Raw genomic sequence first — 25,654 nt, forward strand, 5'->3', positions numbered from 1 at the left:
CCGGGTTTACGCTTATCCGTCCCCGGTTTGATCCTTATCAAGTCCCTATATAACTCCAAGTGATAAGTTAATTCCCGTAACAGAATTAACGCTTGGAGAAGCACTATGAGTACCCCCGCCAGCCCCCCGGAACCGCCACTCCCGGGTAAACGTGGCTTCCTGAAGGGCTTATTGGGGTTGGGGGCCGCGGCCACCGTTATTCCCATCCGCGCCGAGGCCACCGGCATCAACGGCCAGCCGCCGCGCCGTCCGGGCATGCCGGGCAAGCGCTACGGAATGGTGGTCGACATGCGCAAGTGCATCGGTTGCCAGTCCTGTACGGTCAGCTGCTCCATGGAGAACCTGCCTCCCATCGGGCAGTTCCGCACCACCGTCCTGCAATACGAAGTCCTGCCCGACGCCGGCGGCCCCGCCTCCATGGTGATGCTGCCGCGCCTCTGCAACCATTGCGACAACCCGCCTTGCGTGCCCGTCTGTCCGGTGCAGGCCACCTTCCAGCGTGAAGACGGCATCGTGCTGGTCGATAACGAGCGCTGCGTGGGCTGCGCCTATTGCGTGCAGGCCTGTCCCTACGACGCCCGCTTCATCAACCACGAAACGCAGACCGCCGACAAATGCACGTTCTGCGAGCACCGTCTGGAAGCCGGGCTGCTGCCGGCCTGCGTGGAAAGCTGCGTGGGCGGCGCGCGCGTCATCGGCGACATGAATGATCCCGACAGCGCCATTTCCAAGCTGCTGGTCGAGCACAAGCAGGACATCAAGGTGCTCAAGCCCGAAATGAAGACCGATCCCCACGTCTACTACATCGGCCTGCCCGATGCGTTCGTCCACCAGGTCGACGGCCAGGCCGGCGTGCGGCTGGCTGGCGGTCATTGAGCCATCGAAGGGGATGACCATGCAGATCTCTGAATTGTTGACGCCGGTCTACGACGCCGCCTGGCTGCCGTGGGCCGTGCAGTACTTCTTCCTCATCGGCATCAGCGCCACCACTGCGCTGACCGCCGCTTTCGCGGCCTTTGGCAGCGCGGGTTCGCCCGCCCGCCGGTTGCTGCCCGCGGCCGTGACGGTGCTGCTGGTCAGCGCCATCGCCGCACCCGTGTCGCTGTTGGCGGACCTGCACCAGCCGGGCCGCTTCTGGCACTTCTACGCGCATTTCACGCCCTGGTCCTGGATGTGGCTGGGCGCCTTGCTGCTGCCGGTGTTCGTGACCTTGGCGCTGCTGTTCTGCGCCGCCTGGTGGTGGGGCCGCATCGGCTGGGTGCGCGCGCTGGGCATGGCGCTGGCGGTGTCGGCGCTGTCGATCCTGGTCTATACCGGCGCCGAGGTCATGGTGCTGCGTTCGCGGCCGCTGTGGCACACGGTGTTCCTGCCGGTGAACTTTGCGCTGACCGCCTGGCTGGGCGCGCTGGGAGCCATGTTCCTGGTGGGCCGCTGGCTGCGGGGCGGCACGCAGGCCATGCCGGTGGAACTGTTGCGCAGCCTGAGCGTGACGGCGGTGGTGATGATGGCGCTGGGCGCCGGCGCCTGGGCGCTGCTGGGCCTCTTGGGCATGGACCCTTCGTTCGACGCCGCGCTGCGCCTGTTCGCCGAGTTCCCGATCTGGCGCGTCAGCCTGGCGGGCGCGGTGGCGACCGGCTTCTGCATGATCGCGCTGTTGCAGCGCCCGGCGCGCACGCTGGCCGCGCCGCTGCCTTCAGCGGCGCTGGCATTGACCATGTTGGCGGCTGCTTGGATCTTCCGCTGGGTGGTCTTCATGAGCGTGCAGGGCGTGCCGAAGTACGGCGCCGGCCTCTACCTGTACGACATGCCCTGGGGCAGCGATGGCTTGCTGGGCATGGTGGGCGTGCTGGGCCTGTGCGTGGCGCTGGTCGCCGCCGTGACCTACGCCCTGGAACTGTTCCCGGCGCGCACGCGCGGCGTGGCGGCCTGAGCGCCGTCGCCCGGGCCTGTGTGTGCGCAGGCCCTAGACGAAAGAACATGGAATGAAAGCAATGGACAAGCAACACGAAGACGACAAGCGCGGCGCCCCGCCGGACGAGGCCGCCAATCAGCCGCGCGACGAGGCGCGGCGCAAGCTGATGGTGCGCGGCGGCGTGGTCGCCGGCGGCATGGCGGCGTTCGCGGCGGGCTACGGCGAGACCGTGGTCCGGGCCGTGAAGGGCCTGGCGCAAGGCACGGCGGGCGTGCCCACGGCGCATGCCGTGCGCGGCAATTCACTGACGCCGGAATTCCGCATCGATCCCTTGACCGGCGTGCTCAGCGCTCAGCCGGGCCAGACGGTCAGCCCCTCCAGCTGCCTGGGCTGCTGGACCCAGTGCGGCGTACGCCTGCGCGTGGACACGAAGGAAAACCGCATCCTGCGCGTGGCCGGCAATCCCTACCATCCGCTGGCCACGACCCGGCCGGCCGCGATGGAAGCGCCGGTGCGCGACGTCTATGCGCAACTGGGCGGCGACAACGGCCTGGAAGGACGCGCCACGTCCTGCGCGCGCGGCTCGGCCATGCTGGAGCAGATGAACAGCCCGTTCCGCGTGCTGCAGCCGCTCAAGCGCGTGGGCAAGCGCGGCGAGGGCAAGTGGCAGACCATCTCGTTCGAACAGCTGGTTCAGGAAGTCTGCGAAGGCGGCGATCTGTTTGGCGAAGGCCAGGTGGACGGCCTGCGCGCCATCTTTGACCGCGAAACGCCGCTGGATCCGCAGAATCCCGAGTATGGCGCCAAGGTCAACCAGTTCCTGTTCACCGACGCGTCCAACGAAGGCCGTACGCCGCTGATCCAGCGCTTTGCCGGGCAATCGTTCGGCACGGTGAATTTCAGCAACCACGGTTCCTATTGCGGCCAGAGCTTCCGCGTGGGCGCGGGGGCGGCGCTGGGCGATCTGAAGGGCATGCCCCACGGCAAGCCGGATTGGGACAACGCGCGCTTCGGCCTGTTCATCGGCGCGGCGCCGGCGCAGGCCGGCAACCCGTTCCAGCGCCAGGCCCGCCAGTTGGCCGAGGCCCGCGTGCGGCCGGAAGAGACTGGCTTTACGTACGTGGTCGTGTCGCCGATGCTGCCTGCCTCGTCCAGCCTGTCGGCGGGATCGGGCAATGAATGGGTGCCGGTCAATCCGGCCGGCGACCTGGGTCTGGCCATGGGCCTGATCCGCTGGATCCTGGACAACGAACGTTACGATGCCCGCGCGCTGGCGCAGCCCGGCCCTGCGGCTATGAAGGCCGCGGGCGAGGCGGCCTGGACCAACGCCACCCATCTGGTGGTGGCGGAACCTGGTCATCCCCGCCTGGGCAGTTTCCTGCGCGGCGCCGACCTGGGCTGGCCGCGTCCGGCCGATGCCGGCGAGAAGTGGGAAGACGTGTACGTCGTGCGCCTGGAAGACGGCACGCTGGCGCCGCACACCGCGGCCGCGCCCGCCACGCTGTTCGTGGACGACGCGGTCGCCGTGCCCGGCATGGATGGCGCGCCAGAAGCGCTGCGCGTGCGCAGTTCGCTGTCGCTGCTGCGCGAGGAAGCGCGCCGCAAGACGCTGGACGAATACGCGGAACTGAGCGGCGTGCCGGCCGCCAAGATCGCGTCGCTGGCCGAGCGTTTCACCAGTTACGGCAAGCGCGCCGTGGCCGATGCGCACGGTGGCACCATGAGCGGCTCGGGCTTCTATACGGCCTATGCCATCGCCATGCTGAACACGCTGGTGGGCAACCTCAACGTGGAAGGCGGCCTGGTGCTGGACGCGGGTCCGTTCCCCCCCTATGGGCAGGGGCCGCGCTACAACATCGCCGGCTTTGCCAACCGCGCCACGCCCAAGGGCGTGGGCCTGTCGCGCAACCGCTTCCCGTACGAGAAGTCCAGCGAGTTCAAGCGCAAAAAGGCTGCCGGCCAATCGGCCTATCCGGCCGCGGCGCCCTGGTATCCGGCCACCGGCGGGCTCAGCTCGGAAATGCTGGCGTCCGCGCTGGCGGGCTATCCGTACCATGCCAAGGTCTGGTTCAACCACATGAGCAACCCGATCTACGGCATCGCCGGCCTGAAGAACGTCATCATCGACAAGATGAAGGATCCGCGCCTCTTGCCGCTGTCGGTATCGATCAACCCCTTCATCAACGAGACCAACGCGCTGGCCGACTACATCGTGCCGGATACGGTGACCTACGAAAGCTGGGGCGTCTCCGCGCCCTGGGCGGATGTGGTGGCCAAGGCGTCCACCGTGCGCTGGCCGGCCGTGCAGCCGCGCGTGGCGCGTACCGCCACGGATGAGCCGGTCTGCCTGGAAACCTTCCTGATCGCTTGCGCCAAGCGGCTGGGCATGCCGGGCTTCGGCGCGGGCGCCATCTCCGACAAGGACGGCGCCAAGTACGCGCTGGACACGCCGGAGGACTTCTTCCTGCGCGGCATCGCCAACATTGCCTTCGCGGCCGGCAAGCCCGTGCCCGAGGCCAGCGACGACGACATGGCGCTCACCGGCGTGGACCGCTATGGCGCGCTATTGCAGCAGAAGCTCAAACCGGGCGAATGGCGTCAGGTGGCCATGGTGATGAGCCGCGGTGGGCGCTTCGACAAAGTGCAGGATGCCTGGGTGGAAGAGGGCGGAACGCGGCAGACGCGCATGGCCTATGCCAAGCCGCTGCAGGTCTGGAGCGAGGAGCTGGCGGGCTTTCGCCATTCCATGACGGGCGAGCGCTACAGCGGCTGTCCGACCTGGTACCCGACGCGGCTGGCCGACGGCAGCGACATGCGCGCGCAATACACGCGGCAGGACTGGCCCTTCCTGCTCAGCTCGTTCAAGTCCAACCTGATGAGCTCCATGTCCATCGGCGTGAACCGCTTGCGCCAGGTGCATCCGCACAACCCGGTATCGATCAACCGGCAGGACGGCGAACGCCTGGGCATCCGTAACGGCGATGCGGTGCGCATCGTGACGCCGGGCGGCGCGGTGACCGGGCTGGCGCTGCTGCGCGACGGCATCCAGCCGGGCGCGGTGGGCATCGAGCACGGCTACGGCCACACTGAGTTGGGCGCCCGCGCACACGTGGTGGATGGCAAGCCCATGGCGCACGATCCGGCGCTGGCCGCGGGCGTGAACCTGAACGACCTGGGATTCGGCGACGCCACGCGCGGCGAGCACGCCAACGTCTGGATCGATTGGGTGTCCGGCGCGGCGGTGCGCCAGGGGCTGCCGGCGCGGATCGAGCGGGTCTGAGGACGCAGGCGGCCGGTATCGTGCGCCTCAGGGCACGACGGTATCGGCCACTAGCGTCAGTCCATCCGCATGGATGCCGACGCCGGATAGCGCGCCGCCCAGGTCGCCCGGCCGCGCGGCTGCGGTGCCGGACCTGCTGACGCGGATCTCCACCCGCACCTTGCTGGCGCGCGACAAGGTCGCGTCCGGCGACATGGCGCTGCTGTCGTCCAGCACGAAATCCCGCGGCAGGTCCGAGACCTGCATGCGCAGGATTGCCAGCGGCATGCGCGACCCTTCCTCGGGACGCGCAAGGATGAACACGGTGTCGGAGGGCTGGACCCGCCCGCGCAGCGCGTCGGCGATGCTGGCGCGTCCGCTGATGCGGGCGGCGGTGGCGGCGGGCGCGGACGCTGCGCCAGCGGAGGCAGGAGCCGATGCCGAGACTGGGGCGGATCCGGGGGGCGAAGCCGCGGATGCCGCGGTCGATGCGCCGGCAGTTGTACTGGCAGGTGCGGCCGCCATGGCGCGCGCCTGCGCGATGTTGGACTGGATTTGCCGCGCGGCTTCCGAGTCCGGCGGCAACTGGGCCTGCAACCGTTCCCAATGCGCCAGCGCCTCGGCGGCGTCGCCGCGGCGCAACGCCATCATGCCGGCCAGGGCCAGGGCCTTGGGCTGGTCGGGTTGTGCGGCGAGGGCTTGCGCCACTGCCGCGATGGAGGCTTCGTCGGGGTTGCCCTGGTTGGCCGACAGCAGCGCGTCGGCCAGGTCGGCCAGTACCGCGGGCTGGCCCGGGACCAGGCGCAGCACCTGCTGGTAGGCCGCCACTGCATCGACATAGCGTCCCAGGGTTTCATACGAACGCGCCAGCATGTACCAGCCGTCGGCGTCATCGGGCGCGGTCCGCAGCCGCTGGGCCAGGGCATTGATGGCCAGCGTCATGTCGGTGCCGGTATCGGCCGCGTGGGGTTCGGCGGGCTGGCCCGCGCTGGCGGTGGCCGCCGCTCGCGGGTTGCCCAATTGGCCATACAGCAGCACGGCCGCCACCGGGATCAGCACAGTCAGCAGGCAGGCGGCGGTGATGCCCGCGCGCTGCCCGGCCCAGGGTGCGCCGCGCCCGCGCCGCAAGTCCAGATCCTGCAGCAGGTCGCGCTGCAGCTCTTCTTCCGCACGCATGCCGGCGGCGGCAGTGAGGCTACCGTTGTCCATGTCGCGGCGCAACTGCTCGCGCTGCGCCAGATAGAACGCGCGCACATTGGCCTCGGATTCGGGTTGCGCGGCGGGCGCGCGCCGCAGCAAGGGCGGGACCAGGCAGAGCAGGGTCGCCAGCAGCAGGAGCACCACGATGATCCAGAGTGTGGTCATGAGCCGGTATCCAGGAAGCGCGCCGCGCGCGCGCGTTCGTCGGCGGTCAGGGGCGCGCGCGCGCCGGCGCGGCGCTTCAAGGTGCGTACCAGCACCACGAAGCCCAGCGCCAGCAGGGCGAAGGGTCCCAGCCACAGCAGCCAGGTGATGGGTTTGAAGGGCGGGTCGTAGCGCACGAAGTCGCCATAGCGGTCTTCGAAGAACTGCATGATCTGCGCGTCGCTGCGGCCTTCCGCCAATTGATCGCGGATCAGCTTGCGCATGTCCTGGGCCAATGGCGCGTTCGACTCGGCCAGGGTCTGGTTCTGGCACACCAGGCAGCGCAGTCCATGGGCCAGCTTGTCGGCGCGTTGTTCCAGGACAGGCGGCAAGGGCTGCGCGGCGCCAGCGTGGACTTGCGCGCGCGCGGCGGCGGCCAAGGCCAGCGCCAGCAGCAGGGCGCGCAGGACGGCCCGCAACAGGCTGCAAGACAGGGCAGCGGGCCGCTTCATCGCAGCGCCTCGATGGCGGGCTGGATGCGGTCGCGCCAGATCTCGGGCGTGATCAGGCCCAGCTGCTTGTAGCGGATGCGGCCGTCGCGGTCGATCACGAAGGTCTCGGGCACGCCGTACACGCCATATTCGATGCCGACGCGGCCGTCGATGTCGCTGGCGGATGCGATGTAGGGATTGCCGTTGCGCGCCAGCCAGGCTTCGGCTTCTTCCGGCTTGTCCTTGTAGTTCAAGCCGTACAGCGGAATGCCGTGGCGCCGGGCGGCTTCGCGCAGCACCGGCAGTTCGTCCTTGCATGGCCCGCACCAGGAGGCCCACACATTCAGCAGCCAGACCTGGCCGCGCAGCGATTGCACCTCCAGCTTTTTGCCGGGATCCAGCAGCACGGGCAGGCCGATGGCGGGGGCGGGCTTGTCGATCATGGCCGAGGGAACCGCCCGCGGATCGCGCGACAGGCCCATCGCCAGGAACACGGCCATGGCCAGGAAGGCGGCCAGCGGCACCAGGTAACGCAGCATCAGGCTCCCTCCCGCGTGGGTCGCGCGGCGGCGGGCATGGCCGGCTGCGGCGCACGCGCCGGCTCCTGCGCGCGGCGGTAGCGCTTGTCGCCGGCCGCCAGCAGACCACCCAGCGCCATCAGGATGCAGCCCGTCCAGATCCAGGTCATGAAGGGCTTGACCTGCAGGCGCACCGTCCAGGCCTTGTCGCCCACCGGTTCGCCCAGCGCCACGAACAGGTCGCGGGTGAAGCCGCTGTCGATGTCGGCCTGGCTCAGCGCCATGTCCTGCACCGTGTAAAGGCGCTTTTCCGGATACAGCGTCAGCACCGGCTTGCCGTCTCGGGTCACCGGGAATACGGCGCGCTGCGCGCTGTAGTTCGGCCCGGCAGCCGGGGCAATGCTGGCGAAGGTGAAGGCGTAGCCGCCCGCTTCCTGGGTGGAGCCGAGCTCCATCCGCAGCTCCTGCTTGACTTCATAGCCGTTGGCCAGGGTGACCCCGGCAATGAAGATGCCTACACCCGCGTGCGCCAGCAGCATGCCGTACCAGGAACGCGGCTGGCGGCCCAGCCGGCGCAGCCATTGGCCGTCGCCGTCCGTCAGCCGCTGCCAGGCGTGCGCCGCGGCGCTGGCGACCGACCAGGCGGCCAGCCACAGTCCCAGCATCACCATGGGCGACCCCAGCCGCGCCGGGCCCGGCATGGCCAGCGGCAGCAGCACCGCGGTCGCGACGCTGACTGCGAAGGCCACGCGCAGGCGGCGGCCCAGGTCGGGCAGCTCTGCCTGCTTCCAGCGCGCCACCGGACCGACGCCCATCAGGAAAATGGCCGGCGTCATCAGCGGCACGAAAACGGCTTCGAAATAGGGCGGACCGATGGAGATCTTGCCCCACTCCAGCACGTCCAGCACGACCGGATATAGCGTGCCCAGCAGCACCGAGCCCGCCGCCACCGTCAGCACCACATTGTTGGACAGCAGCAGGGATTCGCGCGACAGCAGCGAGAATCCGCCGCCCAGGCCTACCGTGGGGGCGCGCCAGGCATAGAGCGCCAGCGATCCACCCACGATCACCAGCATGAATCCCAGTATGTACAGGCCGCGTCCGGGATCCACGGCGAAGGCATGGACGGAGGTCAGCACGCCCGAGCGCACCAGGAACGTCCCCAGGATGCTGAGCGAAAACGTGCAGATCGCCAGCAGCACGGTCCAGCTGCGGAAAGCGCCGCGCCTCTCGGTCACGATGAGGGAATGGATCAGCGCGGTGCCCGCAAGCCAGGGCATGAAGGAGGCATTTTCCACGGGATCCCAGAACCACCATCCGCCCCAGCCCAACACGTAATAGGCCCAGGCGCTGCCCAGGAGTATGCCTATGGTCAGGAAGGTCCAGGCCGCCAGCGTCCAGGGGCGCACCCAGCGCGCCCACATGGCGTCCAGTTCGCCCGACAGCAGCGCCGCGATGGCGAAGGCGAAGGCCACGGAGAAACCGACGTAACCCATGTACAGCATGGGCGGATGCACGATCATTCCCGGATCCTGCAACAGCGGATTCAGGTCGCGTCCGGCCATGGCGGGCGGCATCAGGCGCTCGAAGGGGTTGGACAGGAACAGCAGGAACAGCAGAAAGCCCACGCTGATCCAGCCCATCACCGCCAGCACACGGCCGACGAAGGGCAGGGGCAGGCGGCGGCTGCACAGCGCCACGGCCAGGGTCCAGGCGGTCAGGAGGTACAGCCACAACAGCAGCGATCCTTCATGTCCGCCCCACACCGCCGCGAAGCGGTAGGCGGCGGGCAGGTCCGCATGCGAATTCGCGGCCACGTACAGCACGGAAAAATCGTTGTCGACGAACGCCGAGGCCAGGCAGCCTATGGCCACGGTGGTCAAGCCGAACTGGCCGATGGCGGCGGGCCGCGCCACCCTCAGCCCCGCCTGCCAGCCGGTGGCTGCGCCCACCAGCGGCAGCACGCCTTGCGCCAGCGCCACCAGCAGCGCCAGGATCAGGCTGAACAGGCCGATCTCGGGAATCATTGCGCCTCCGCGCGCATGGCGTTGGGCCCGGCGCCCGCGCGCTTGAGCGCATCGGCGGCCTCGGGCGGCATGTAGTTCTCGTCGTGCTTGGCCAGCACCTCGGTGGCGCGGAACACGCCGTCCGGCCCCAGCTTGCCGGCCACCACCACGCCCTTACCCTCGCGGAACAGGTCGGGCAGCAGTCCCTGGTAGGTCACCGGTACGATGTGCGCGGTGTCCGTCACCACGAAGCGCAGCGTCAGCCCGTCGGCCTCGCGGCGCAGCGACCCTTGCTCCACCAGGCCGCCGACGCGGAAGCTGCCGCTGGCGGGCGCTTCCTTGGCCACCACCTGCGTGGGGCTGAAGAAAAACACCAGGTTGGATTGCAGGGCATTGAGCACCAGCGCGGCGGCCGCGGCCAGAAGGCCCAGGCCGCCCAGGATGGCCAGCGCGCGGCGCTTGCGCGGGCTCATCGCGCCGTCCCGTCAGCGCGGGCGGTATTCTGCGCCGCGCGCCGGGCGCGGCTACGGCGCCATAACACCAACGCTTCCAGGCCGATCAGCGCCAGCGTCACGCCGTACGCGCCCAGCAGATAGGGGCTGTGGCCTTGCAGCGAGAACAGCGCTTGCCAGCTCATGCCGCCTCCCGCCGCGTCCGGTCCGCACGGACCGCACCCGGCTCGCGCTCGGCAATGATGCCGCGCACGCGCGCCAGCGCGGCCGCTGCGCTATAGAGCCAGAACGCCGCCACCATCAGCAGCATCGCGGTCACCATGATATGGGCCATGCTGGGCGCGGTGGTGAGATTGATCGATGCGCCCTGATGCAGCGTGCTCCACCAGCGCACCGAAAAATAGATGATGGGCACGTTGATCACGCCCGCCAGCACCAGGATGGCGCCGCCGCGGTCGGCGCGCTGCGCGTCGTCGGCAGCGGCTGCCTGCAAGGCCATGAAACCCAGGTACAGGAACAGCAGTATCAGTTCGGAGGTGAGCCGCGCGTCCCATACCCACCAGGCGCCCCAGGTCGGCTTGCCCCACAGCGCGCCGGTCCACAGGGTCAGGAAGGTGAACAGCGCGCCGGTGGGAGCCAGCGCCCGCATCATCATGAACGACAGGCGGGTATTGAAGATCAGTCCCAGCGCGGCATACAGCGCCATGACCAGGTACAGGAACATCGACATCCAGGCCGCCCCGACATGGATGAAGAGGATGCGGTAGACCTCGCCCTGCTGGCTGTCGGTGGGGGCGACGGCCAGCCCCACATACAGGCCTGCGGCCGCGAACAGCGCGGCGCCCAGCGCCAGCCACGGAATCATGCGGCCTGCCAGCGGATAGAAGGCAGCGGGCGAGGCGTAGCGCAGCCAGCCCGCGCCAGCTGCCGCGGCGGGCGGATATGCATTCAGGGCAGGGTGCTTGTGCATGGCGTCCTCAGTCCAGCGCCACGCGCAGCGCCGCCGAGGCGCTCCAGGGGCATAACAGGATGGCCAGGCACAGGCATGCGCCCAGCAATGACAATTGCGGTCCGGCGCCCATGCCGGCGTGCGAGGCCGACACCGCGCCAGCGCCGAAGATCAGCACCGGCACATACAGCGGCAGCACCAGCAGCGGCAGCAGGGCGCCGCCGCGCAGGCCCAGCGTCAGCGCCGCGCCCAACCCGCCGACCAGCGCCAGCGTCGGCGTGCCCAGCAGCAGCGACAGGACCAGGATGCCGATGGCCTGCGGCGACAGGCCGAATTGCAGGGCCAGCACCGGGCTGGCCAGGATCAGGGGCAGGCAGCTGCTGAACCAGTGCGCCGCCAGTTTGGCGCCCACCAGCAGCGGCAGCGGATGCGGCGACACCAGCAGCTGTTCCAGCGCGCCGTTGTCGTAGTCCTGGGCGAAAGGCCGGTTCAGCGTCAGCAGGATGCCGAGCAGGGCGCAGACCCACAGCACGCCCGGCCCGATGGCCAGCAGCAGCGCGGGGTCGGGACCGACCGCCAGGGGGAACAGCGTGCCGGCCACGATGAAAAACAGGGTGGCGTCCAGCGTGTCCGCGGGCCGTCTCCAGGCCAGGCGGATTTCACGCAATGCCAACTGCGACAGCGTAGCCAGCATCCGCGTAGTCATCCATGTCCAGGGTTTGAGTATGCGCGGCGGCGGTGCCAGGTTCGCGGTGCGAGGCGAGCACGGCGGCGCCGCCAGCCGCGAGGTGGGCTTCCAGCGCCAGGCGCAATTGCTCCAGGCTGGCAGTGTCCAGCCCGGCGTCGGGTTCATCCAGCAGCCACAGGGGCTTGGCGCCGAGCACGACCGCCGCCAGCGCCAGCCGCCGGCCCTGTCCCTGGGACAGGCGCAGGGCGGGCATGTCGGCGCAGGATTCCAGGCGCCATGCGCACAAGGTGTCCGATAAACGAGTTTCTGCCTGCGGCGTGCCGGCGACGTGCAGGGCGTAACGCAGGTTCTCGGCGGCGCTCAGTTCGCCGCACAGGCCGTTGCCATGCCCCAGGTAGGCCATGCAGGCACGGTAGCCGGCGGGGTCGTGGCGTGCGTCGCCGCCGCGCCACAGCACGCTGCCGGCCAGCGGCCGCAGCAAGCCCGCGAGCATGCGCAGAAGACTGGTCTTGCCGCTGCCGTTGGCGCCGCGCACATGCAGCAGTTGGCCGCCATGCAGCTCGAAATCCACGGGCGCGGAATAGCCGCGGCGGCTGGTCAGGCCGCGCGCGCAAAGCATGGGCGGCGGCGCATCAGCGGGCCGCATGCGCCACTTCCTTGCCCGGGCCCGTGGGCTCGGGCGCCATGGAGGTCGGGCCCGGTCCCATGTTCGGCAGTTTGTGGGCGATGCCCTTGTGGCAATCGATGCAGGTCTTGCTCTTGTCCGCCAGATAGGTGGAGTGCATGTTCTGCGCGCGCGGACTCTGGCGCGTGAAGTCCATGTACTCGTAATTGTGGCAGTTGCGGCATTCCAGCGAATCGTTGGCCTTGAAGCGCGCCCATTCGTGCTGGGCCAGCTCCAGGCGCTTTTCAACGAACTTTTCGCGCGTGTCGATGGTGCCGAAGATCTTGCCCCAGACTTCCTTGGACGCCTGCATCTTGCGCGCGATCTTGTCGGTCCAGTTGTGCGGCACGTGGCAGTCCGAGCACAGCGCGCGCACGCCGGAGCGGTTGGTGAAGTGGATGGTGCCTTTCAGCTCGGCGTACACGTTGTCGCGCATTTCGTGGCAGCCGGTGCAGAACTTCTCGGTGTTGGTGAGTTCCATGGCGGTGTTGAAGGCGCCCCAGAACAGGATGCCGCCGATGAAACCGCCGACCGTCAGGAAGCCCAGGCTGAAATGCACGCTGGGCCGTCGGATGATGTTCCAGTAGCGCTTGATGAGTCCGAGCATGGCTGCCTCCGGTCGCTTACTTCTTGGCGGGCGCCGGGGCGGACAGGCGCTTGAGGATCACATCGATGTCCTGATAAGTATTGGACACCAGAGGCTTGGCCTCGGTCTGCGGCACGTGGCACTGCACACAGAAGTAGCGGCGCGGCGAGACTTCCGCCAGCACGTTGCTGTCGCGGTCCATGTAGTGGGTCACGCTCAGGGGCGGGGCCTGGGTTTCCTCGGTGTTCACGCGGGCGTGACAGGCCAGGCAGCGGTTGAAGTCCTTGTCGACCTGGTAGCCGTCGATCTTGTGCGGAATGGTGGGCGGCTGCATGGAATACGTGCGCATGCGGCGGATGTCCTTGTTTTCGACCGGACTGATGAGCGGCGGGTCGGTTTCCTGCGCGACCGGGGTGGGGCCGCGCATGGGGTCTTCGACCTCCAGCGGCGGCGCCGCCCAGGCGGCCGAACCAAGGATGACGCATGTCGCGAGAGTAAGGGCGCGTAGGTTCATGGCTGTCTCCGGTTCGCCTTTCAGACCTTGACGATCTTGACCGCGCACTTCTTGAAGTCGGTCTGGAACGAGATCGGATCGGTGGCGTCCAGCGTGACCTTGTTGATCAACTGGCCAGCGTCGAACCAGGGCACGAACACCAGGCCGCGCGGCGGCTTGTCGCGCCCGCGGGTTTCCAGGCGCGTGCGCATCTTGCCGCGCCGCGACACGACCTCCACCTCGACGCCGCGCCGCAGGCCCATTTCCTGGGCGTCATCGGGGTGCATGAAACAGACCGCGTTGGGGAAGGCCCGGTACAGCTCCGGCACCCGCCGCGTCATCGAGCCCGAATGCCAGTGTTCCAGGACGCGTCCGGTGGACAGCCAGAACGGGTATTCCTTGTCCGGCGATTCCGCGGGCGGTTCATAGGGCAGGGCGTAGATCACGGCGCGGCCGTCGGCGTTGCCGTAGAACTCGAAACCGGCTCCTGGTTTGACGTAGGGGTCGCTGCCTTCTCGGTAGCGCCACAGCGTTTCCTTGCCCTTGACCACGGGCCAGCGCAGGCCGCGCACTTCATGGTAGGTATCGAACGGCGCCAGGTCGTGGCCATGGCCGCGGCCAAATTCGGCGTATTCCTCGAACAGCCCCTTCTGCGCATAGAAGCCGAAAGCCTCGGCTTCCTGGTTGGCGTAGTCCTTGTCGCGCTCGGTGTTGGGATAGCGGTTGACCTTGCCGTTGGCGAACAGCACGTCGAACAGCGTCTTGCCGCGGTATTCGGGCTTCTTGGCCAGCAGATCCGCGGGCCAGACGTCCTCGACCTTGAAGCGCTTGGAAAACTCCATCAGTTGCCACAGGTCCGAGCGCGCCTCGCCCGGCGCGTTGACCAGCTGGTGCCAGAACTGGGTGCGGCGTTCCGCGTTGCCGTAGGCGCCTTCCTTTTCGACCCACATGGCGGCCGGCAGGATCAGGTCGGCCGAAATAGTGGTGACGGTGGGGTAGGCGTCCGACACCACGATGAAGTTGTCGGGGTTGCGGTAGCCGGGCAGGCCTTCATTCATCAGGTTGGCCGCGGCCTGCATGTTGTTGTTGACCATCACCCAATAGGCGTTGATCTTGCCGTCCTTGAGCATGCGGTTCTGCAGGACCGCATGCGCACCCACCTTGCTGGGGATCGTGCCGTCGGGTAGCTGCCAGATTTCCTCGGCGTGCGCGCGGTGCTTGGGATTGGTCACCACCAGGTCGGCCGGCAGGCGGTGCGAGAAGGTGCCCACCTCGCGGGCGGTGCCACAGGCCGAGGGCTGGCCGGTCAACGAGAACGGGCTGTTGCCCGGCGTGGAGATTTTGCCGGTCAGCAGATGGATGTTGTAGACCATGTTATTGGCCCATACGCCGCGGGTGTGCTGGTTGAAACCCATGGTCCAGAAGGATGTGACGCGCACCTTCGGGTCGGCATAGAGTTCGGCCAGCTCTTCCAGCTGCTTCTTGGGCAGGCCGCTCAGCTTGGCGGTGTAGTCCAGGTCGTACTTGGCAACGAACTTGGCGAAATCGTCGAACGTGATGGGCTTGGAGCCGCCGGCGTCGCCCGCGTTCTTGGCGGCCTTCTGCAGCGGATGATCGGGCCGCAGGCCGTAGCCGATGTCGGCATTGCCTTCGCGGAAAGTCGTGTGCTTGTCCACGAAATCCCGGTTCACGCGCTTGGTCTGGATGATGTGGTTGGCGATGTAGTTCAGGATCGCCAGGTCCGTCTGCGGCGTGAAGGTCAGCGCGATGTCGGCCAGCTCGTAGGAACGGTGCTCGAAGGTGGACAGCACGACGACCTTGGTCTTGGGCGCGGACAGTCGGCGATCGGTCACGCGGGTCCACAGGATCGGGTGCATCTCCGCCATGTTGGAGCCCCACAGTACGAAAGCATCGGCGTTCTCGATGTCGTCGTAACAGCCCATGGGCTCGTCAGCGCCGAAGGTGCGCATGAAGCCCACCGCGGCCGAGGCCATGCAGTGGCGCGCGTTCGGGTCCAGGTTGTTGCTGCGAAAGCCCGCCTTCATCAGCTTGAGCGCGGCATACCCTTCCCAGACGGTCCATTGGCCCGAGCCGAACATGCCCACGGCCTCGGGACCCTTGTCCTTCAGTACGCGCTTGAACTGCTCGGCCATGACGTCGAAGGCCTGGTCCCAGGACACTGGGGCAAATTCACCGTCCTTGGCGTACTTGCCGTCCTTCATGCGCAAGAGCGGCGTGGTCAGCCGGTCGTTGCCGTACATGATCTTGGACAGGAAATAACCTTTGACGCAGTTCAGGCCCTTGTTCACCTCGGCGTTGAAATCGCCGTGCGTGGCCACGACCTGGTTGTCCTTCACGGCGACGTTCACGCCGCAGCCGGTCCCGCAGAACCTACAGGGCGCCTTGGACCACTTGAGCTTGGCGGCCTCGGATTCGGTGACGATGTTCTGCGTGTAGCCGACGATGGGTATGCCAGCCACAGTCGCGGCCGCGGCCGCGGCAGATTGCTTGATGAAGTCTCTACGAGCCATTGCCATCGTCAATCTCCTCGTTCATCGCGTCCAGCGAGTCGGCGTGCTGGTAGACCAGCGCCGAAGCCAGCACGCCATCCAGGCGCTGGATCTCTGAGATCCGGGCCATCATGTCGTCGGTGGAGGGGGCTTCCAGGGTGACCACCAGCTTTCCGGTGTCGGAAGCGCCATGGATTTCCGCTCCGGCAATTGCAAGAATCGCCTGGCGGACGTCGGGCAAGCGGCGCGGCGCGGCGTGCACCACCATGCTGGCGATGTGCAGCTCTGGCGGCGCCGCAGGCGGCGCGGAGTGGGGGAGCGCGGACATGGGAGGGGTTCCGTCGCGTCGCATCAGCTACCGGGAGGGCCGGCAATCAGCTGATAGAACCAGACGAGGAAACCGTAGCCTGCCACGATGATGACCGACAGGACGGGGGCCATGACGGCCGTCAGGAACAGGAAACTTCGTAGTTCCTGAGGCTTGGTGTAGCCATCGGACTCGTTTTGCACACAGCACCTCACTACGACAGTTGGGGCATTGCGTTTAACGTGCGGATACCGAAGCTTTTAGCAGATGGCTTTGAAGGGCGTCAATGTTGCACCACGGCGTAACAATGTGCTGGGACCGATGGGCGGTTCAAGCAGCTGGCGGGAGCAGCGCTGGAATGTCCCGCTTCAACAGGTCCAGGACCGCCCGCACGCGCTGCGGCATCGGACGCAGGGGCGGAATCAGCGCATTGAGCGGAAGCGGCGGAACGCGATAGCCGTCCAGCAGTTCGACGAGGCGTCCTTGCGCCAGTGCCTTGGCGCACGCGGGATGCTGCAGGATGCCGATGCCGCCGCCGCAGAGGATCAGATCGTACATGGGGCGCCAGTGGCTGACCGTCATGGCGGTCTTGATGCGCGTCTGGACCACCGGCCCGTTTTCGCGCGAGAGCGGCACCTGGTCGTTCGCGAAAATGGCCTTCAAACGAATGAACGGATGGAAGGCCAAGTCCGCCGGCGTTTCTATGGGGCCGTGAGCCGCAAGGTAACAAGGTGCCGCGACCAGCTTGCGGGCCACCCAGCCAAGCGGGAAAGCTATATAGCCTCCGTTTTCATTGAGGCGGCCCAGCCGCAGCGAAATGTCGAGGCCCTCGGTGACCGGGTCGGCGATGGTGTCGTTCAGCATGAGATCCACGTGCAGATCGGGGTGTGCCGTGCGCACGTTCATCAGGGCCTTGGGAACCACGATCTCGCCCAGGCACTGCGGCGCGGCGAGTCTCAGGCTTCCTTGTATCTTGACGTTACTTAATGATACGGAATTTATTGTCAATTCCGCCGCGTCCAGCAGCTGCTTGCCCTGTTCGTAGAACGTCCGGCCTTCAGCCGTGCAGCTCAGCTTGCGCGAACTGCGCACCAAGAGGCGGGCGCTTAGGAAACGCTCCAGCTTGTCGATGCGTTCGCTCACGGATGGTTGGCTCATGTCGAGATCGCGCGCCGCGCCCGAGATGGTTCCGCGTTCCACCACGCGGAGAAAAATGCGTATCGCTGCCAACAAATCCACGGAACGCTCCTCATGAAACCAATGCCCCGATTCTGAGACGGATGAGCGGTCCATTTGTTTAGTGGGTGGAATGGCGGAAATGTTGGTTTCCGCTGTTACCTACCTGCGGCCAGCCGGCATAGGAAGGCTGCGCCGATACGTCCCATAGGCCCAAGTGCAATGTGCGATTGCAATTGCGCGCCGTAGTCTTGGCCTCAATGCATCACCCGATGCAGTCGCTGCGGGACTCCTCCGCCGGCAAGCGAGGCGTCCCGCGTTGGTCCTGGCGCATTTCCTTTTCCATCTCCATCAATAGATCGACCGCTTGCGTGGCGCAGTTGGCGAGAGCCCGGCCGCTTGCATAGCGGGTGGCGTTAGTCGCCGCAGCGTGTTCCGGGTGCCGTTTGAGTCACACGTAATGGCTGCGTAGACGAGAACTTCCCTAGAGTTTTTGAACTGGAGCATCCATTCATGAACAAGATACTCAGGAACGTTTGGATCGATGCGGACGAAGACGCGGCGGGAGGCCGGCAGTCCATTCGGAAGCGCCTGAAGCTGAACATGCGGCTGGATATCGCAGCGGGGCTTGCGATACTTGCCGGTCTGGCGGGTACGGGTCCGCAGGTTCATGCATCAACGTACAACCCGAATGGTTGCGCCTCTCCCAAGGCGACGGGACCCGACGGCGTAGCCTATCCTGCGGGCAAGACTCCGAGCGATGGATCCGGCCTGTGGTCCAACGTTATCGGATGCGATGCTGATGGCGGCGGCTACACCGGCGTGCAGGTCCTGGGCTTTCAAGCGACGGCGACGGGCAATGCCGCGACCGCCCTGGGGTTTGCGGCTACGGCGGCAATTCGGAGCACCGCTGTAGGCATGCAGGCCGGAGCCCTTGCCCTGGGTTCGACCGCTCTTGGTCAATGGGCGCGTGCCACGGCCGTCGGCAGCGTCGCGATCGGCGGCAATAATTCCTCCAATTCGGCGGCGGCGGGTGCGCAGGCATCGGGGCTCAACGCCGTTGCGGTCGCAGGAGAATCGCGTGCCATGGGGGCGGATTCCGTTGCGATAGGCACGCGTGCGCAGGCACGGCGCGATGGCGATGTGGCCTTGGGCATTGGCAGCGTGGCTGATGGCGCAACAGGAAACTTCTCCGCGGTGGCTATCGGTCGCGGCAGCTCGGCGATCGGTGAAAACTCGGTGGCGTTGGGCAATGCCAATCGGGCCTCGGGACCAGGCGCCGTCGCGCTGGGCAATAGCTCGGCGGCTGCGGGCGCCGCGGCGTTGGCCGTAGGCAACGATGCCAACGCGCTGGCGGCGCGGAGCATGGCGTTGGGGTTCGATTCGGTCGCAACCAACTCGGACGACGTCGCGCTGGGGGCGGGGTCCGCGACTGCTGCCGCCGTCGGCACGTCTGGCGCCGCGATCGCGGGGCGGTCTTATTCGTTCGCCGGGTCGGCGCCCGCCAGCACGGTCAGCGTGGGCAGCACGGGTGCGGAGCGCTCCATCACGAACGTTGCGGCGGGGCGGCTTGGCGCCCTTAGCACGGATGCCGTCAACGGCTCGCAGCTCAATGCGACGAATCAGGCGGTGAATGCCCTGGGCGACCGGGCGGTGACGTATGACGGCAACGAAGGTGATCCCAAGAGCCTGGTCACGCTGGCGGGATCGGCATCCACGGACGGCGGCATGACGGGCGGCACCAGGCTCACCAACCTGGCGCGCGGGGCCGTGTCGGCCACCAGCACCGATGCGGTGAACGGTGCGCAACTGCACGAGACGAACCAGGACGTGCAGCGCGTGGGCGACAGGGTGACGACCATGGGCGACACGGTGACCAGCATGGGCAATACCGTCACGACCCTGGGCGACACCGTGACGAATCTCGGCGATACGGTCACGACCATCGGCGGTACGGTCACGACCTTGGGCGATACGCTCACCAACCTGGGCGGCTCGCTGGCGAATCTCACCGGGGACACGAGCGCAACGTACACGGACGCCAACGGCCTGGGCATCCGCTATGCGCGGACCAACGAACGCGGGCTGGCACCCAGCGATGCCTACGCGCAGAACCCCGGCAGCACGGCGCTGGGCTACAACGCGCGGGCCACGGCCGACGACGCGCTGGCGCTGGGCCGCGAGGCCCAGGCAGGCCACGCCGGTAGCGTGGCGCTGGGCGCGAATGCGGTCGCCAATGGCGCAACGCTGGGCGCGGCGGCGTACCGCTCAGGTACGGCGGCGGTGGCGGGCGCTGCGCCAGTCGGCGAAGTGAGCATAGGCTCGGCGGGCGCGGAACGCCGCCTCAGCCACCTGGCCGCGGGCGCGTCCGACACGGATGCGGTGAACGTAAGCCAGCTCAAGTCCGTGGCCGAGAACGTGGGCAGCCTGGGCGACCGGGCGGTGACCTATGACGGCAACGCGGGCGATCCCAAGAGCCTGGTCACGCTGGCGGGATCGGCATCCACGGACGGCGGCATGACGGGCGGAACCAGGCTCACCAACCTCGCGCGCGGGACCTTGTCAGCCACCAGCACCGATGCGGTGAACGGCGCGCAACTGCACGAGACGAACCAGGAGGTGAAGCGCGTGGGCGACAAGGTCACGACCATGGGCGATACGGTGACCAGCATGGGCACCACCGTCACGACCCTGGGCGACACCGTGACGAATCTCGGCGATACGGTCACGACCATCGGCGGTACGGTCACGACCTTGGGCGATACGCTCACCAACCTCGGCGGCTCGCTGGCGAATCTCACCGGGGACACGAACGCGACATACACCGACGCCAACGGCCTGGGCATCCGCTATGCGCGGACCAACGAGCGCGGGTTGACGCCCAGCGACGCCTATGCGCAGAACCCCGGCAGCACGGCGCTGGGCTACAACGCGCGGGCCACGGCCGACAACGCGCTGGCGCTGGGACGCGAGGCCCAGGCAGGCCATGCCGGCAGCGTGGCGTTGGGCGCGAATGCGGTCGCCAATGGCGCGACGCTGGGCGCGGCGGCGTACCGCTCAGGTACGGCGGCGGTGGCGGGCGCTGCCCCGGTGGGCGAAGTGAGCATAGGTTCGGCCGGTGCGGAGCGCCGCCTCAGCCACCTGGCCGCGGGCGCGTCCGACACGGATGCGGTGAACGTAAGCCAGCTCAAGTCCGTGGCCGAGAATGTGGGCAGCCTGGGCGACCGGGCGGTGACCTATGACGGCAACGCGGGCGATCCCAAGAGCCTGATCACGCTGGCGGGATCGGCATCCACGGACGGCGGCATGACGGGCGGCACCAGGCTGACCAACCTGGCGCGCGGGGCCGTGACGGCCACCAGCACCGATGCAGTGAACGGCGCGCAACTGCATGAGACGAACCAGGACGTACAGCGCGTGGGCGACAGGCTGACGGGCATGGGCGATACCTTGACGGGCATGGGCGATACCTTGACGACCATGGGCGACACGTACACACACCTGACGGGGAACCCTAGCCTGATCAGCAAGGCCGACAATGGGCTGGGCTTGCGTTATGCGCGGACCAACGAGTTGGGGCTGGCGGAAGATGATGCCTACGCGCAGGGCGTGGGCAGCACGGCGCTGGGCTACAACGCGCGGACGTCAGCCGGCGACGCGCTGGCGTTGGGACGCGATGCCCAGGCGAGCCAGGAGGGGAGCGTGGCGCTGGGTTCAGGCTCCGTGTCCGCCCGGGCGCTGACGCCGACCACGGGCAGCCTTGCGGTCGGCAGCGGTGGCGCCCTGGTGCCGTTCAACACGGCGGATCTCACCTTGCTGGGAGCGGTATCCGTGGGTCGCGATGGCGCGTACCGCCAGATTACCAACGTGGCGGACGGGACCGAGGAGCATGATGCCGTGACTTTGCGCCAACTGACCGGCGCGATCGGCTCCTTGACGACCACTGGGACCCAGTACTTCCATGTCAACTCGACGACTTCCGATTCGCTGGCGGTAGGGCTTGAGTCGATCGCGGTCGGCCCGCAGGCCGTGGTCAATGGGGACCGCGGCCTGGGGATCGGGGATCGGGCGGTAGTGGACCAGGGGGCGCCCGGCGGCATCGCCCTGGGACAGCAGGCGCGTACCACGTCAGCGGATAGCATTGCGGCGGGAACGCAGGCCCTGGCTGATGCCGTCCAGGGGGTGGCCCTGGGCGCCGGCAGCCAGGTTGTCGCGGGCGGTGGCGTAGCGCTGGGTGCGAGATCGGTCGCCAAGACGGTGGCCGGGGCAGCAGGATATGTGCCCCTGGGCGCCAATGGCGCGTCCGTGAACGCCACGCGCAGCACCTTGGCCGCGTTGTCTGTGGGTGACGCCGATGCCGGCATGTATCGGCAGATCAACGGGGTGGCTGCGGGTACTGTGGATTCCGACGCCGTGAACGTCAGCCAGTTGAAGGCGCTGGCCTCGAATGTGAGCGGGCTCGACGCGGGAGGGGTGAAATACGACCTCAATGCGGACGGCACCAGCAACTACGGCATGGTGACGTTTAATCCCGGCGGGGCGGCCACCGTGCTGAGGAATGTGGCGCGGGGCACGCTGTCGGCGGACAGCACGGATGCGGTCAATGGTTCGCAGTTGTTCGAGACCAACCAGTACGTGAAGGCTATAGGCGATACGGTTGACAACTTCACCAAGGGCGGCGCCGGAATCAAGTACTTCCATGCCAACGGCGGGGCGTCGGCGGCGCTGCCGGATTCACAGGCCAATGGTCCAGGCAGTATCGCGGTCGGACCGGGTGCGGCCGCCAATGGGGTGAACTCGGTGGCCTTGGGCAACGGCGCGGTCGCAGGGAAGGATGGCGACGTGGCGTTGGGCGGAGGCGCCGTGGCGGACCGGGGAGCGCAGAGCTATGCCGGCAAGTATTCGGAGGCGCAAAACAAGTCGGCCGGCACGGTGTCGGTGGGCTCGTCGGGCGCGGAACGCACGCTCAGCAATCTGGCCGACGGCCGCGAGGCCACGGACGCCGTGAATCTGCGGCAGCTGGACGGCGCGCTCAAGCAGGCCAACGACTATACCGACAAACGCTTGCAGGACGTGGCAGGCAATGTGCTCCAGGTCGGCGACCAACTCACCGCGCTGGACGAACGCATGACCGGCATCGAAGGCGATGTGACGAACATCGGCAATGGCGCCGCGGGCATGTTCCAGACCAGCCAGGAAGTAAAGGCGGCCAAGCCGCCCAAGGCCAGCGGCGGCAACTCGGCGGCGGGCGGCGCGGGCGCCGTGGCCTCGGGTAAGAACAGCACCGCGATCGGCAATGGCGCGCAGGCGTCCGGCGCGGGAGCCACGGCGTTGGGCAACGGCAGCAAGGCGTCGGGCAGTAATGCCGTGGCGCTGGGCGCGGGGTCTGTCGCCGACCGCGACGACACGGTTTCGGTCGGCGCGGCCGGAGCCGAACGCCAGATCACGAACGTGGCCCGCGGCGCTGCGGGAACCGACGCGGTGAACGTGAGCCAGTTGCGAGAAGTAGAAAGCGGCCTGAGCAAGCAGGTGGCGGGCTTGCGCAAGAACGTGCAAGGGCTGGACAACCGGTTGAGCGCCGGCGTGGCTTCCGCCATGGCGATGTCGGCGCTGCCGCAGGCCTATCTGCCCGGCAGGAGCATGTTCAGCATGGGCGGCGGTACGTGGCGCGGAGAAAGCGGCTTTGCCATGGGGCTGTCCACGGTGTCCGACAGCGGAAGATGGGTGGTGAAGGGCCTGGCCAGCAGCAGTTCGCGCGGCGACTACGGCGCTAGCGTGGGAGTGGGATATCAATGGTGAATACATGTGGCACGAACGCAGGCTCGCGGCCCGCAGCTGCGGCCTCAATGATTCATGAGAGGTATACAGCCATGACACGTCGCATCATTCTTCCGGCTTTGATTGCATCGAGCGCATTGCTGGCGGCTTGCCAGCCCATGGTGGCTCAGAAGGGCGCGAATGCCGCGCCCCGCGCCGCCCAGCCTGCGCCGCAAGACACCGCGGCGCGGGCGCGGATGGCCATCCCGGCGGTCGAGTTCCGCCTGGCGCAGGACCAGCCGGGCGCCGATCTGCGCGAGCTGCGCATGTCCGACAAGACCTACTACTTCCTGCTGGCGCCCGCGCTTACCCGGGCAGACCTGAATACCGCCACGCCCATGAAGACCCGGGAGGGGCAGCCTTTTGTCAGCTTGCGATTCACGCCGCCAGGCGCGCGCAAGCTGGCGCAGATCGGCCGCCAGTACCCCGGGAAGTGGCTGGTGTTCACGATAGACGGCAGGCTGGTGGGCGTGCCGCGCATCGCAGGCCCCATGGAGGAGGGCATCCTGAACCTGACGATGAACTCGGAGGAGCAGGCAATCAGCGTTGCGCAAGCGATAGAAGGGGCGGCGCAGTAGCGCCGCCCAGGCGGAGTCAGCCGATCGCCCCGTAGATGCGGCGCGCGTCGGCGGCCGTGGCCAGCGGGCGGCCCAACGCCTGCGCGCCTTGCGCGGCCTGCAATACCAGCGCCGAGTTGCCCGGCGCGGTGCTGCCATCTCGCAGCTTCAGGTTGTTCTCGAAACCCACGCGCATGTGGCCGCCGAACGCTGCGGCCGTGGTGACGCAGGCGTTTTCCTCGGGGCCGAAGGCGCATACCGCCCACGGCAGGGACTGGTCGTACGCGGCCAGGAAGGGCAGCAGGTCATAGGCCGAAGAGGTCTGGCCCGCGCTGTAGCGGCCCAGCACGAACAGCACCGACCACGCTCCTGGCGGCACCAGGCCGCGCGCGCGCAGGGACAGCCAGCGGCGCACGTCGCCTTCGTCGTACAGGATGATCTGGGTCATGATGCGGCGCTCGGCGATCCAGGCGAGGAAAGCCGCCAGCTCGCTTTCCGGGATCTCCGGCACGGCGATCTCGCGCAGCCCGATGGACACGGCCTCGGGTTGCAGCTCGCGCACCAGGGCGATCTGTTCCGCCGCCTTGTAGACGCCGGCGGCTTCGCTGGTCACCTGCACCAGCAGTTCGTCGCCCACGGCGCCGCGCACCGCGGCCAGGGCGTCACGGTAGGCCTGGGCGTCCAGCAGGTGGCTGCCGTCAGGCTTGCGCACGTGCATGTGCATCATGGCGGCGCCGGCGTCCAGGCAGGCGCGCGCTTCGTGCGCCAGAGCCTCGGCGGTAAGCGGCACGGCCGGATGGTCGGCGGCCTTTTTGTAGGCGCCATTGGGCGCCACGGTAATGATGACGGGCGAGTCGGCCAGCGCGGCGCGGGGCAGGGGGGTGTTGCTCACGGCTTGATCTCCGGCAGTTCGGGTGCAATCAGGTCCAGGCCGGCGCGTAACAGGCGGTCGTAGCGCGCGCGCTCGGCAGCAATGGTTTCGGGCGTCCAGGTGTAGAAACCTTCGCCCGTCTTCATGCCGTGGCGTCCGTCCTGGGCGCGTTCGGTCAGGCAGCGCGCCGGCTCGCTGGCGTTGCAGAAGGTGGGGTACATGGTGGCGCCGGCGGCGGCATGCACATCGATGCCGGCATGGTCGCGCTGCATCACCGGGCCGGCCGCCAGGAAGCGGAAGCCGAAGCCGAAACGCACTGCCGCGTCCACGTCTTCCGGCGAGGCGATGCCGCGGTCGATCAGGTCGAAGGCTTCGCGCGACAGCGCGTGCTGCAGGCGGTTGGCCAGAAAGCCAGGCAGGTCCTGGCGCACCTTCACCGGCACGCTGCCGCAGCGCCGCATGAATTCGATCAGCGTGTCGGCGCAGGCGTTGTCGCTGGCTTCGCCCAGCACCACTTCCACCAGCGGCACCAGATGCGCGGGCATGAAGAAGTGCAGGCCCAGCATGCGGCCGCGGGTAGCCAGGCCCTGGCTGATGGCGCTGATCGGGAAGCTGGAGCTGTTGCTGGCCAGGATGGCATCGGGCCGGGCGCGTTGCGCCAGGTCCGCAAACAGCGCCTGCTTGATGTTCAGGCGTTCGGGTATGCACTCGATGACCAGGTCCACGCCGGACCAGTCCACCTCGTCCAGGCTGGCGGCGGTGGACAGCAGGGCGGCGTTCGCTTCCCGGCCTATGGTCTTGAGGTTTTCCGCGACACGGGCGGGTACGCCCGCCGCGCGCTCGGCATTCGATTCGATCACCGTGGTCCGGCAGGCCGCGCGGGTCAATACCACGGCCACGTCGGCGCCCATGGTGCCGCCGCCCACCACCACCGCATGCGCCGCGCCCGGATTGGGCAGCGCGATCGCGTCCGTCTGCATGGTTTGCTCCTTTATCTGAAACTACGCTGCGGGCGAGTGTAGAGAACCTGTTTTGATTGATGAATCAGATTTTT

The 25,654-nt window shown here is 67.8% G+C and carries 22 protein-coding genes and 1 pseudogene; 6 read left to right on the forward strand and 17 right to left on the reverse strand.

Annotation, left to right across the window (positions count from 1 at the left end; translation table 11 throughout):
• Positions 1-105: 105 nt before the first annotated feature.
• The 3 genes from dsrO to HV793_RS30215 all read left to right on the forward strand — a co-directional run bounded on the left by dsrO (position 106) and on the right by HV793_RS30215 (position 5,192).
• Complete coding sequence (gene dsrO / locus HV793_RS30205) at positions 106-876, forward strand: sulfate reduction electron transfer complex DsrMKJOP subunit DsrO (protein WP_054459191.1); 771 nt, start codon at positions 106-108, stop codon at positions 874-876.
• A gap of 19 nt (positions 877-895) precedes the next feature.
• Entirely contained in the window at positions 896-1,930 is a 1,035-nt protein-coding gene (gene nrfD, locus HV793_RS30210; protein ID WP_054459218.1) for an NrfD/PsrC family molybdoenzyme membrane anchor subunit, read from the forward strand.
• 61 nt (positions 1,931-1,991) lie between these two features.
• Complete coding sequence (locus HV793_RS30215) at positions 1,992-5,192, forward strand: tetrathionate reductase subunit A (RefSeq protein ID WP_175214426.1); 3,201 nt, start codon at positions 1,992-1,994, stop codon at positions 5,190-5,192.
• A 27-nt stretch (positions 5,193-5,219) separates the two neighbouring features.
• On the opposite strand, the gene ccmI is transcribed toward HV793_RS30215, so the two are convergent.
• From ccmI to HV793_RS30290, 15 genes are all read right to left on the reverse strand, one after another.
• Positions 5,220-6,536, reverse strand: a complete 1,317-nt coding sequence (gene ccmI / locus HV793_RS30220; protein ID WP_175214427.1) for a c-type cytochrome biogenesis protein CcmI — start codon at positions 6,534-6,536, stop codon at positions 5,220-5,222.
• A complete protein-coding gene (locus tag HV793_RS30225) occupies positions 6,533-7,027 on the reverse strand; it encodes a cytochrome c-type biogenesis protein (RefSeq protein WP_175214428.1) in 495 nt (164 codons plus the stop codon). The genes ccmI and HV793_RS30225 overlap by 4 nt, the downstream gene beginning before the upstream one ends.
• The gene (locus tag HV793_RS30230; RefSeq protein WP_054459197.1) at positions 7,024-7,545 is read right to left on the reverse strand and encodes a DsbE family thiol:disulfide interchange protein; all 522 of its coding nucleotides are present in this window, start codon (positions 7,543-7,545) and stop codon (positions 7,024-7,026) included. Before HV793_RS30230 ends, HV793_RS30225 begins: the two co-directional genes overlap by 4 nt.
• Positions 7,545-9,551 (reverse strand): heme lyase CcmF/NrfE family subunit, encoded by a 2,007-nt coding sequence (locus HV793_RS30235; RefSeq protein WP_175214429.1) that lies wholly within the window; start codon positions 9,549-9,551, stop codon positions 7,545-7,547. The genes HV793_RS30230 and HV793_RS30235 overlap by 1 nt, the downstream gene beginning before the upstream one ends.
• On the reverse strand, positions 9,548-10,003 hold the full coding sequence (gene ccmE / locus HV793_RS30240; protein WP_175214430.1) for a cytochrome c maturation protein CcmE: 456 nt from the start codon (positions 10,001-10,003) through the stop codon (positions 9,548-9,550). The genes HV793_RS30235 and ccmE overlap by 4 nt, the downstream gene beginning before the upstream one ends.
• A complete protein-coding gene (gene ccmD, locus HV793_RS30245) occupies positions 10,000-10,167 on the reverse strand; it encodes a heme exporter protein CcmD (protein ID WP_054459202.1) in 168 nt (55 codons plus the stop codon). Before ccmD ends, ccmE begins: the two co-directional genes overlap by 4 nt.
• Complete coding sequence (ccmC, locus tag HV793_RS30250; RefSeq protein WP_118933960.1) at positions 10,164-10,952, reverse strand: heme ABC transporter permease CcmC; 789 nt, start codon at positions 10,950-10,952, stop codon at positions 10,164-10,166. The genes ccmD and ccmC overlap by 4 nt, the downstream gene beginning before the upstream one ends.
• 7 nt (positions 10,953-10,959) lie before the next feature.
• Positions 10,960-11,625, reverse strand: coding sequence for a heme exporter protein CcmB (ccmB, locus tag HV793_RS30255; protein WP_175214443.1), 666 nt, complete (start codon positions 11,623-11,625; stop codon positions 10,960-10,962).
• Positions 11,591-12,265 carry a heme ABC exporter ATP-binding protein CcmA gene (gene ccmA / locus HV793_RS30260; protein WP_119451821.1) on the reverse strand — a complete coding sequence of 225 codons (675 nt, stop codon included), beginning with the start codon at positions 12,263-12,265 and terminating at the stop codon, positions 11,591-11,593. The genes ccmB and ccmA overlap by 35 nt, the downstream gene beginning before the upstream one ends.
• Complete coding sequence (locus tag HV793_RS30265) at positions 12,252-12,890, reverse strand: cytochrome c3 family protein (RefSeq protein WP_054459208.1); 639 nt, start codon at positions 12,888-12,890, stop codon at positions 12,252-12,254. Before HV793_RS30265 ends, ccmA begins: the two co-directional genes overlap by 14 nt.
• 16 nt (positions 12,891-12,906) lie before the next feature.
• Positions 12,907-13,383 carry a nitrate reductase cytochrome c-type subunit gene (locus HV793_RS30270; RefSeq protein ID WP_054459211.1) on the reverse strand — a complete coding sequence of 159 codons (477 nt, stop codon included), beginning with the start codon at positions 13,381-13,383 and terminating at the stop codon, positions 12,907-12,909.
• A gap of 20 nt (positions 13,384-13,403) precedes the next feature.
• Complete coding sequence (gene napA, locus HV793_RS30275; RefSeq protein ID WP_054459212.1) at positions 13,404-15,899, reverse strand: periplasmic nitrate reductase subunit alpha; 2,496 nt, start codon at positions 15,897-15,899, stop codon at positions 13,404-13,406.
• Entirely contained in the window at positions 15,883-16,200 is a 318-nt protein-coding gene (locus HV793_RS30280) for a chaperone NapD (RefSeq protein ID WP_054459214.1), read from the reverse strand. The genes napA and HV793_RS30280 overlap by 17 nt, the downstream gene beginning before the upstream one ends.
• A gap of 23 nt (positions 16,201-16,223) precedes the next feature.
• Positions 16,224-16,382, reverse strand: a complete 159-nt coding sequence (napE, locus tag HV793_RS30285) for a periplasmic nitrate reductase, NapE protein (RefSeq protein ID WP_013393095.1) — start codon at positions 16,380-16,382, stop codon at positions 16,224-16,226.
• A 127-nt stretch (positions 16,383-16,509) separates the two neighbouring features.
• Positions 16,510-17,418: a LysR family transcriptional regulator gene (locus tag HV793_RS30290; RefSeq protein ID WP_175214431.1), complete on the reverse strand. Its 909-nt coding sequence runs from the start codon at positions 17,416-17,418 to the stop codon at positions 16,510-16,512.
• An 855-nt stretch (positions 17,419-18,273) separates the two neighbouring features.
• On the opposite strand from HV793_RS30290, the pseudogene HV793_RS31325 reads away from it, so the two are divergent.
• The 3 genes and pseudogenes from HV793_RS31325 to HV793_RS30300 form a co-directional block, all read left to right on the forward strand.
• Positions 18,274-21,072 (forward strand): annotated as a pseudogene (locus HV793_RS31325) (hypothetical protein); the annotation flags it as partial.
• A 150-nt stretch (positions 21,073-21,222) separates the two neighbouring features.
• Positions 21,223-23,154 (forward strand): YadA-like family protein, encoded by a 1,932-nt coding sequence (locus HV793_RS31330; RefSeq protein ID WP_483396369.1) that lies wholly within the window; start codon positions 21,223-21,225, stop codon positions 23,152-23,154.
• A 71-nt stretch (positions 23,155-23,225) separates the two neighbouring features.
• Entirely contained in the window at positions 23,226-23,750 is a 525-nt protein-coding gene (locus tag HV793_RS30300; RefSeq protein ID WP_156337482.1) for a SecDF P1 head subdomain-containing protein, read from the forward strand.
• 16 nt (positions 23,751-23,766) lie between these two features.
• On the opposite strand, the gene HV793_RS30305 is transcribed toward HV793_RS30300, so the two are convergent.
• Positions 23,767-24,621 carry a beta-keto acid cleavage family enzyme gene (locus tag HV793_RS30305; protein ID WP_175182201.1) on the reverse strand — a complete coding sequence of 285 codons (855 nt, stop codon included), beginning with the start codon at positions 24,619-24,621 and terminating at the stop codon, positions 23,767-23,769.
• Positions 24,618-25,580 carry a 3-hydroxyacyl-CoA dehydrogenase family protein gene (locus tag HV793_RS30310; protein ID WP_054459020.1) on the reverse strand — a complete coding sequence of 321 codons (963 nt, stop codon included), beginning with the start codon at positions 25,578-25,580 and terminating at the stop codon, positions 24,618-24,620. The genes HV793_RS30305 and HV793_RS30310 overlap by 4 nt, the downstream gene beginning before the upstream one ends.
• Positions 25,581-25,654 lie beyond the last annotated feature (74 nt).

The organism is Achromobacter aegrifaciens (assembly GCF_902859965.1).
Lineage (GTDB): Bacteria > Pseudomonadota > Gammaproteobacteria > Burkholderiales > Burkholderiaceae_B > Achromobacter > Achromobacter aegrifaciens.

Coding starts and splice junctions, on each gene's coding strand:
- dsrO (WP_054459191.1), top strand. CDS start 106: ATGAGTACCCCCGCCAGCCCCCCGGAACCGCCACTCCCGGGTAAACGT.
- nrfD (WP_054459218.1), top strand. CDS start 896: ATGCAGATCTCTGAATTGTTGACGCCGGTCTACGACGCCGCCTGGCTG.
- HV793_RS30215 (WP_175214426.1), top strand. CDS start 1,992: ATGGACAAGCAACACGAAGACGACAAGCGCGGCGCCCCGCCGGACGAG.
- ccmI (WP_175214427.1), bottom strand. CDS start 6,536: ATGACCACACTCTGGATCATCGTGGTGCTCCTGCTGCTGGCGACCCTG.
- HV793_RS30225 (WP_175214428.1), bottom strand. CDS start 7,027: ATGAAGCGGCCCGCTGCCCTGTCTTGCAGCCTGTTGCGGGCCGTCCTG.
- HV793_RS30230 (WP_054459197.1), bottom strand. CDS start 7,545: ATGCTGCGTTACCTGGTGCCGCTGGCCGCCTTCCTGGCCATGGCCGTG.
- HV793_RS30235 (WP_175214429.1), bottom strand. CDS start 9,551: ATGATTCCCGAGATCGGCCTGTTCAGCCTGATCCTGGCGCTGCTGGTG.
- ccmE (WP_175214430.1), bottom strand. CDS start 10,003: ATGAGCCCGCGCAAGCGCCGCGCGCTGGCCATCCTGGGCGGCCTGGGC.
- ccmD (WP_054459202.1), bottom strand. CDS start 10,167: ATGAGCTGGCAAGCGCTGTTCTCGCTGCAAGGCCACAGCCCCTATCTG.
- ccmC (WP_118933960.1), bottom strand. CDS start 10,952: ATGCACAAGCACCCTGCCCTGAATGCATATCCGCCCGCCGCGGCAGCT.
- ccmB (WP_175214443.1), bottom strand. CDS start 11,625: ATGCTGGCTACGCTGTCGCAGTTGGCATTGCGTGAAATCCGCCTGGCC.
- ccmA (WP_119451821.1), bottom strand. CDS start 12,265: ATGCGGCCCGCTGATGCGCCGCCGCCCATGCTTTGCGCGCGCGGCCTG.
- HV793_RS30265 (WP_054459208.1), bottom strand. CDS start 12,890: ATGCTCGGACTCATCAAGCGCTACTGGAACATCATCCGACGGCCCAGC.
- HV793_RS30270 (WP_054459211.1), bottom strand. CDS start 13,383: ATGAACCTACGCGCCCTTACTCTCGCGACATGCGTCATCCTTGGTTCG.
- napA (WP_054459212.1), bottom strand. CDS start 15,899: ATGGCAATGGCTCGTAGAGACTTCATCAAGCAATCTGCCGCGGCCGCG.
- HV793_RS30280 (WP_054459214.1), bottom strand. CDS start 16,200: ATGTCCGCGCTCCCCCACTCCGCGCCGCCTGCGGCGCCGCCAGAGCTG.
- HV793_RS30300 (WP_156337482.1), top strand. CDS start 23,226: ATGACACGTCGCATCATTCTTCCGGCTTTGATTGCATCGAGCGCATTG.
- HV793_RS30310 (WP_054459020.1), bottom strand. CDS start 25,580: ATGCAGACGGACGCGATCGCGCTGCCCAATCCGGGCGCGGCGCATGCG.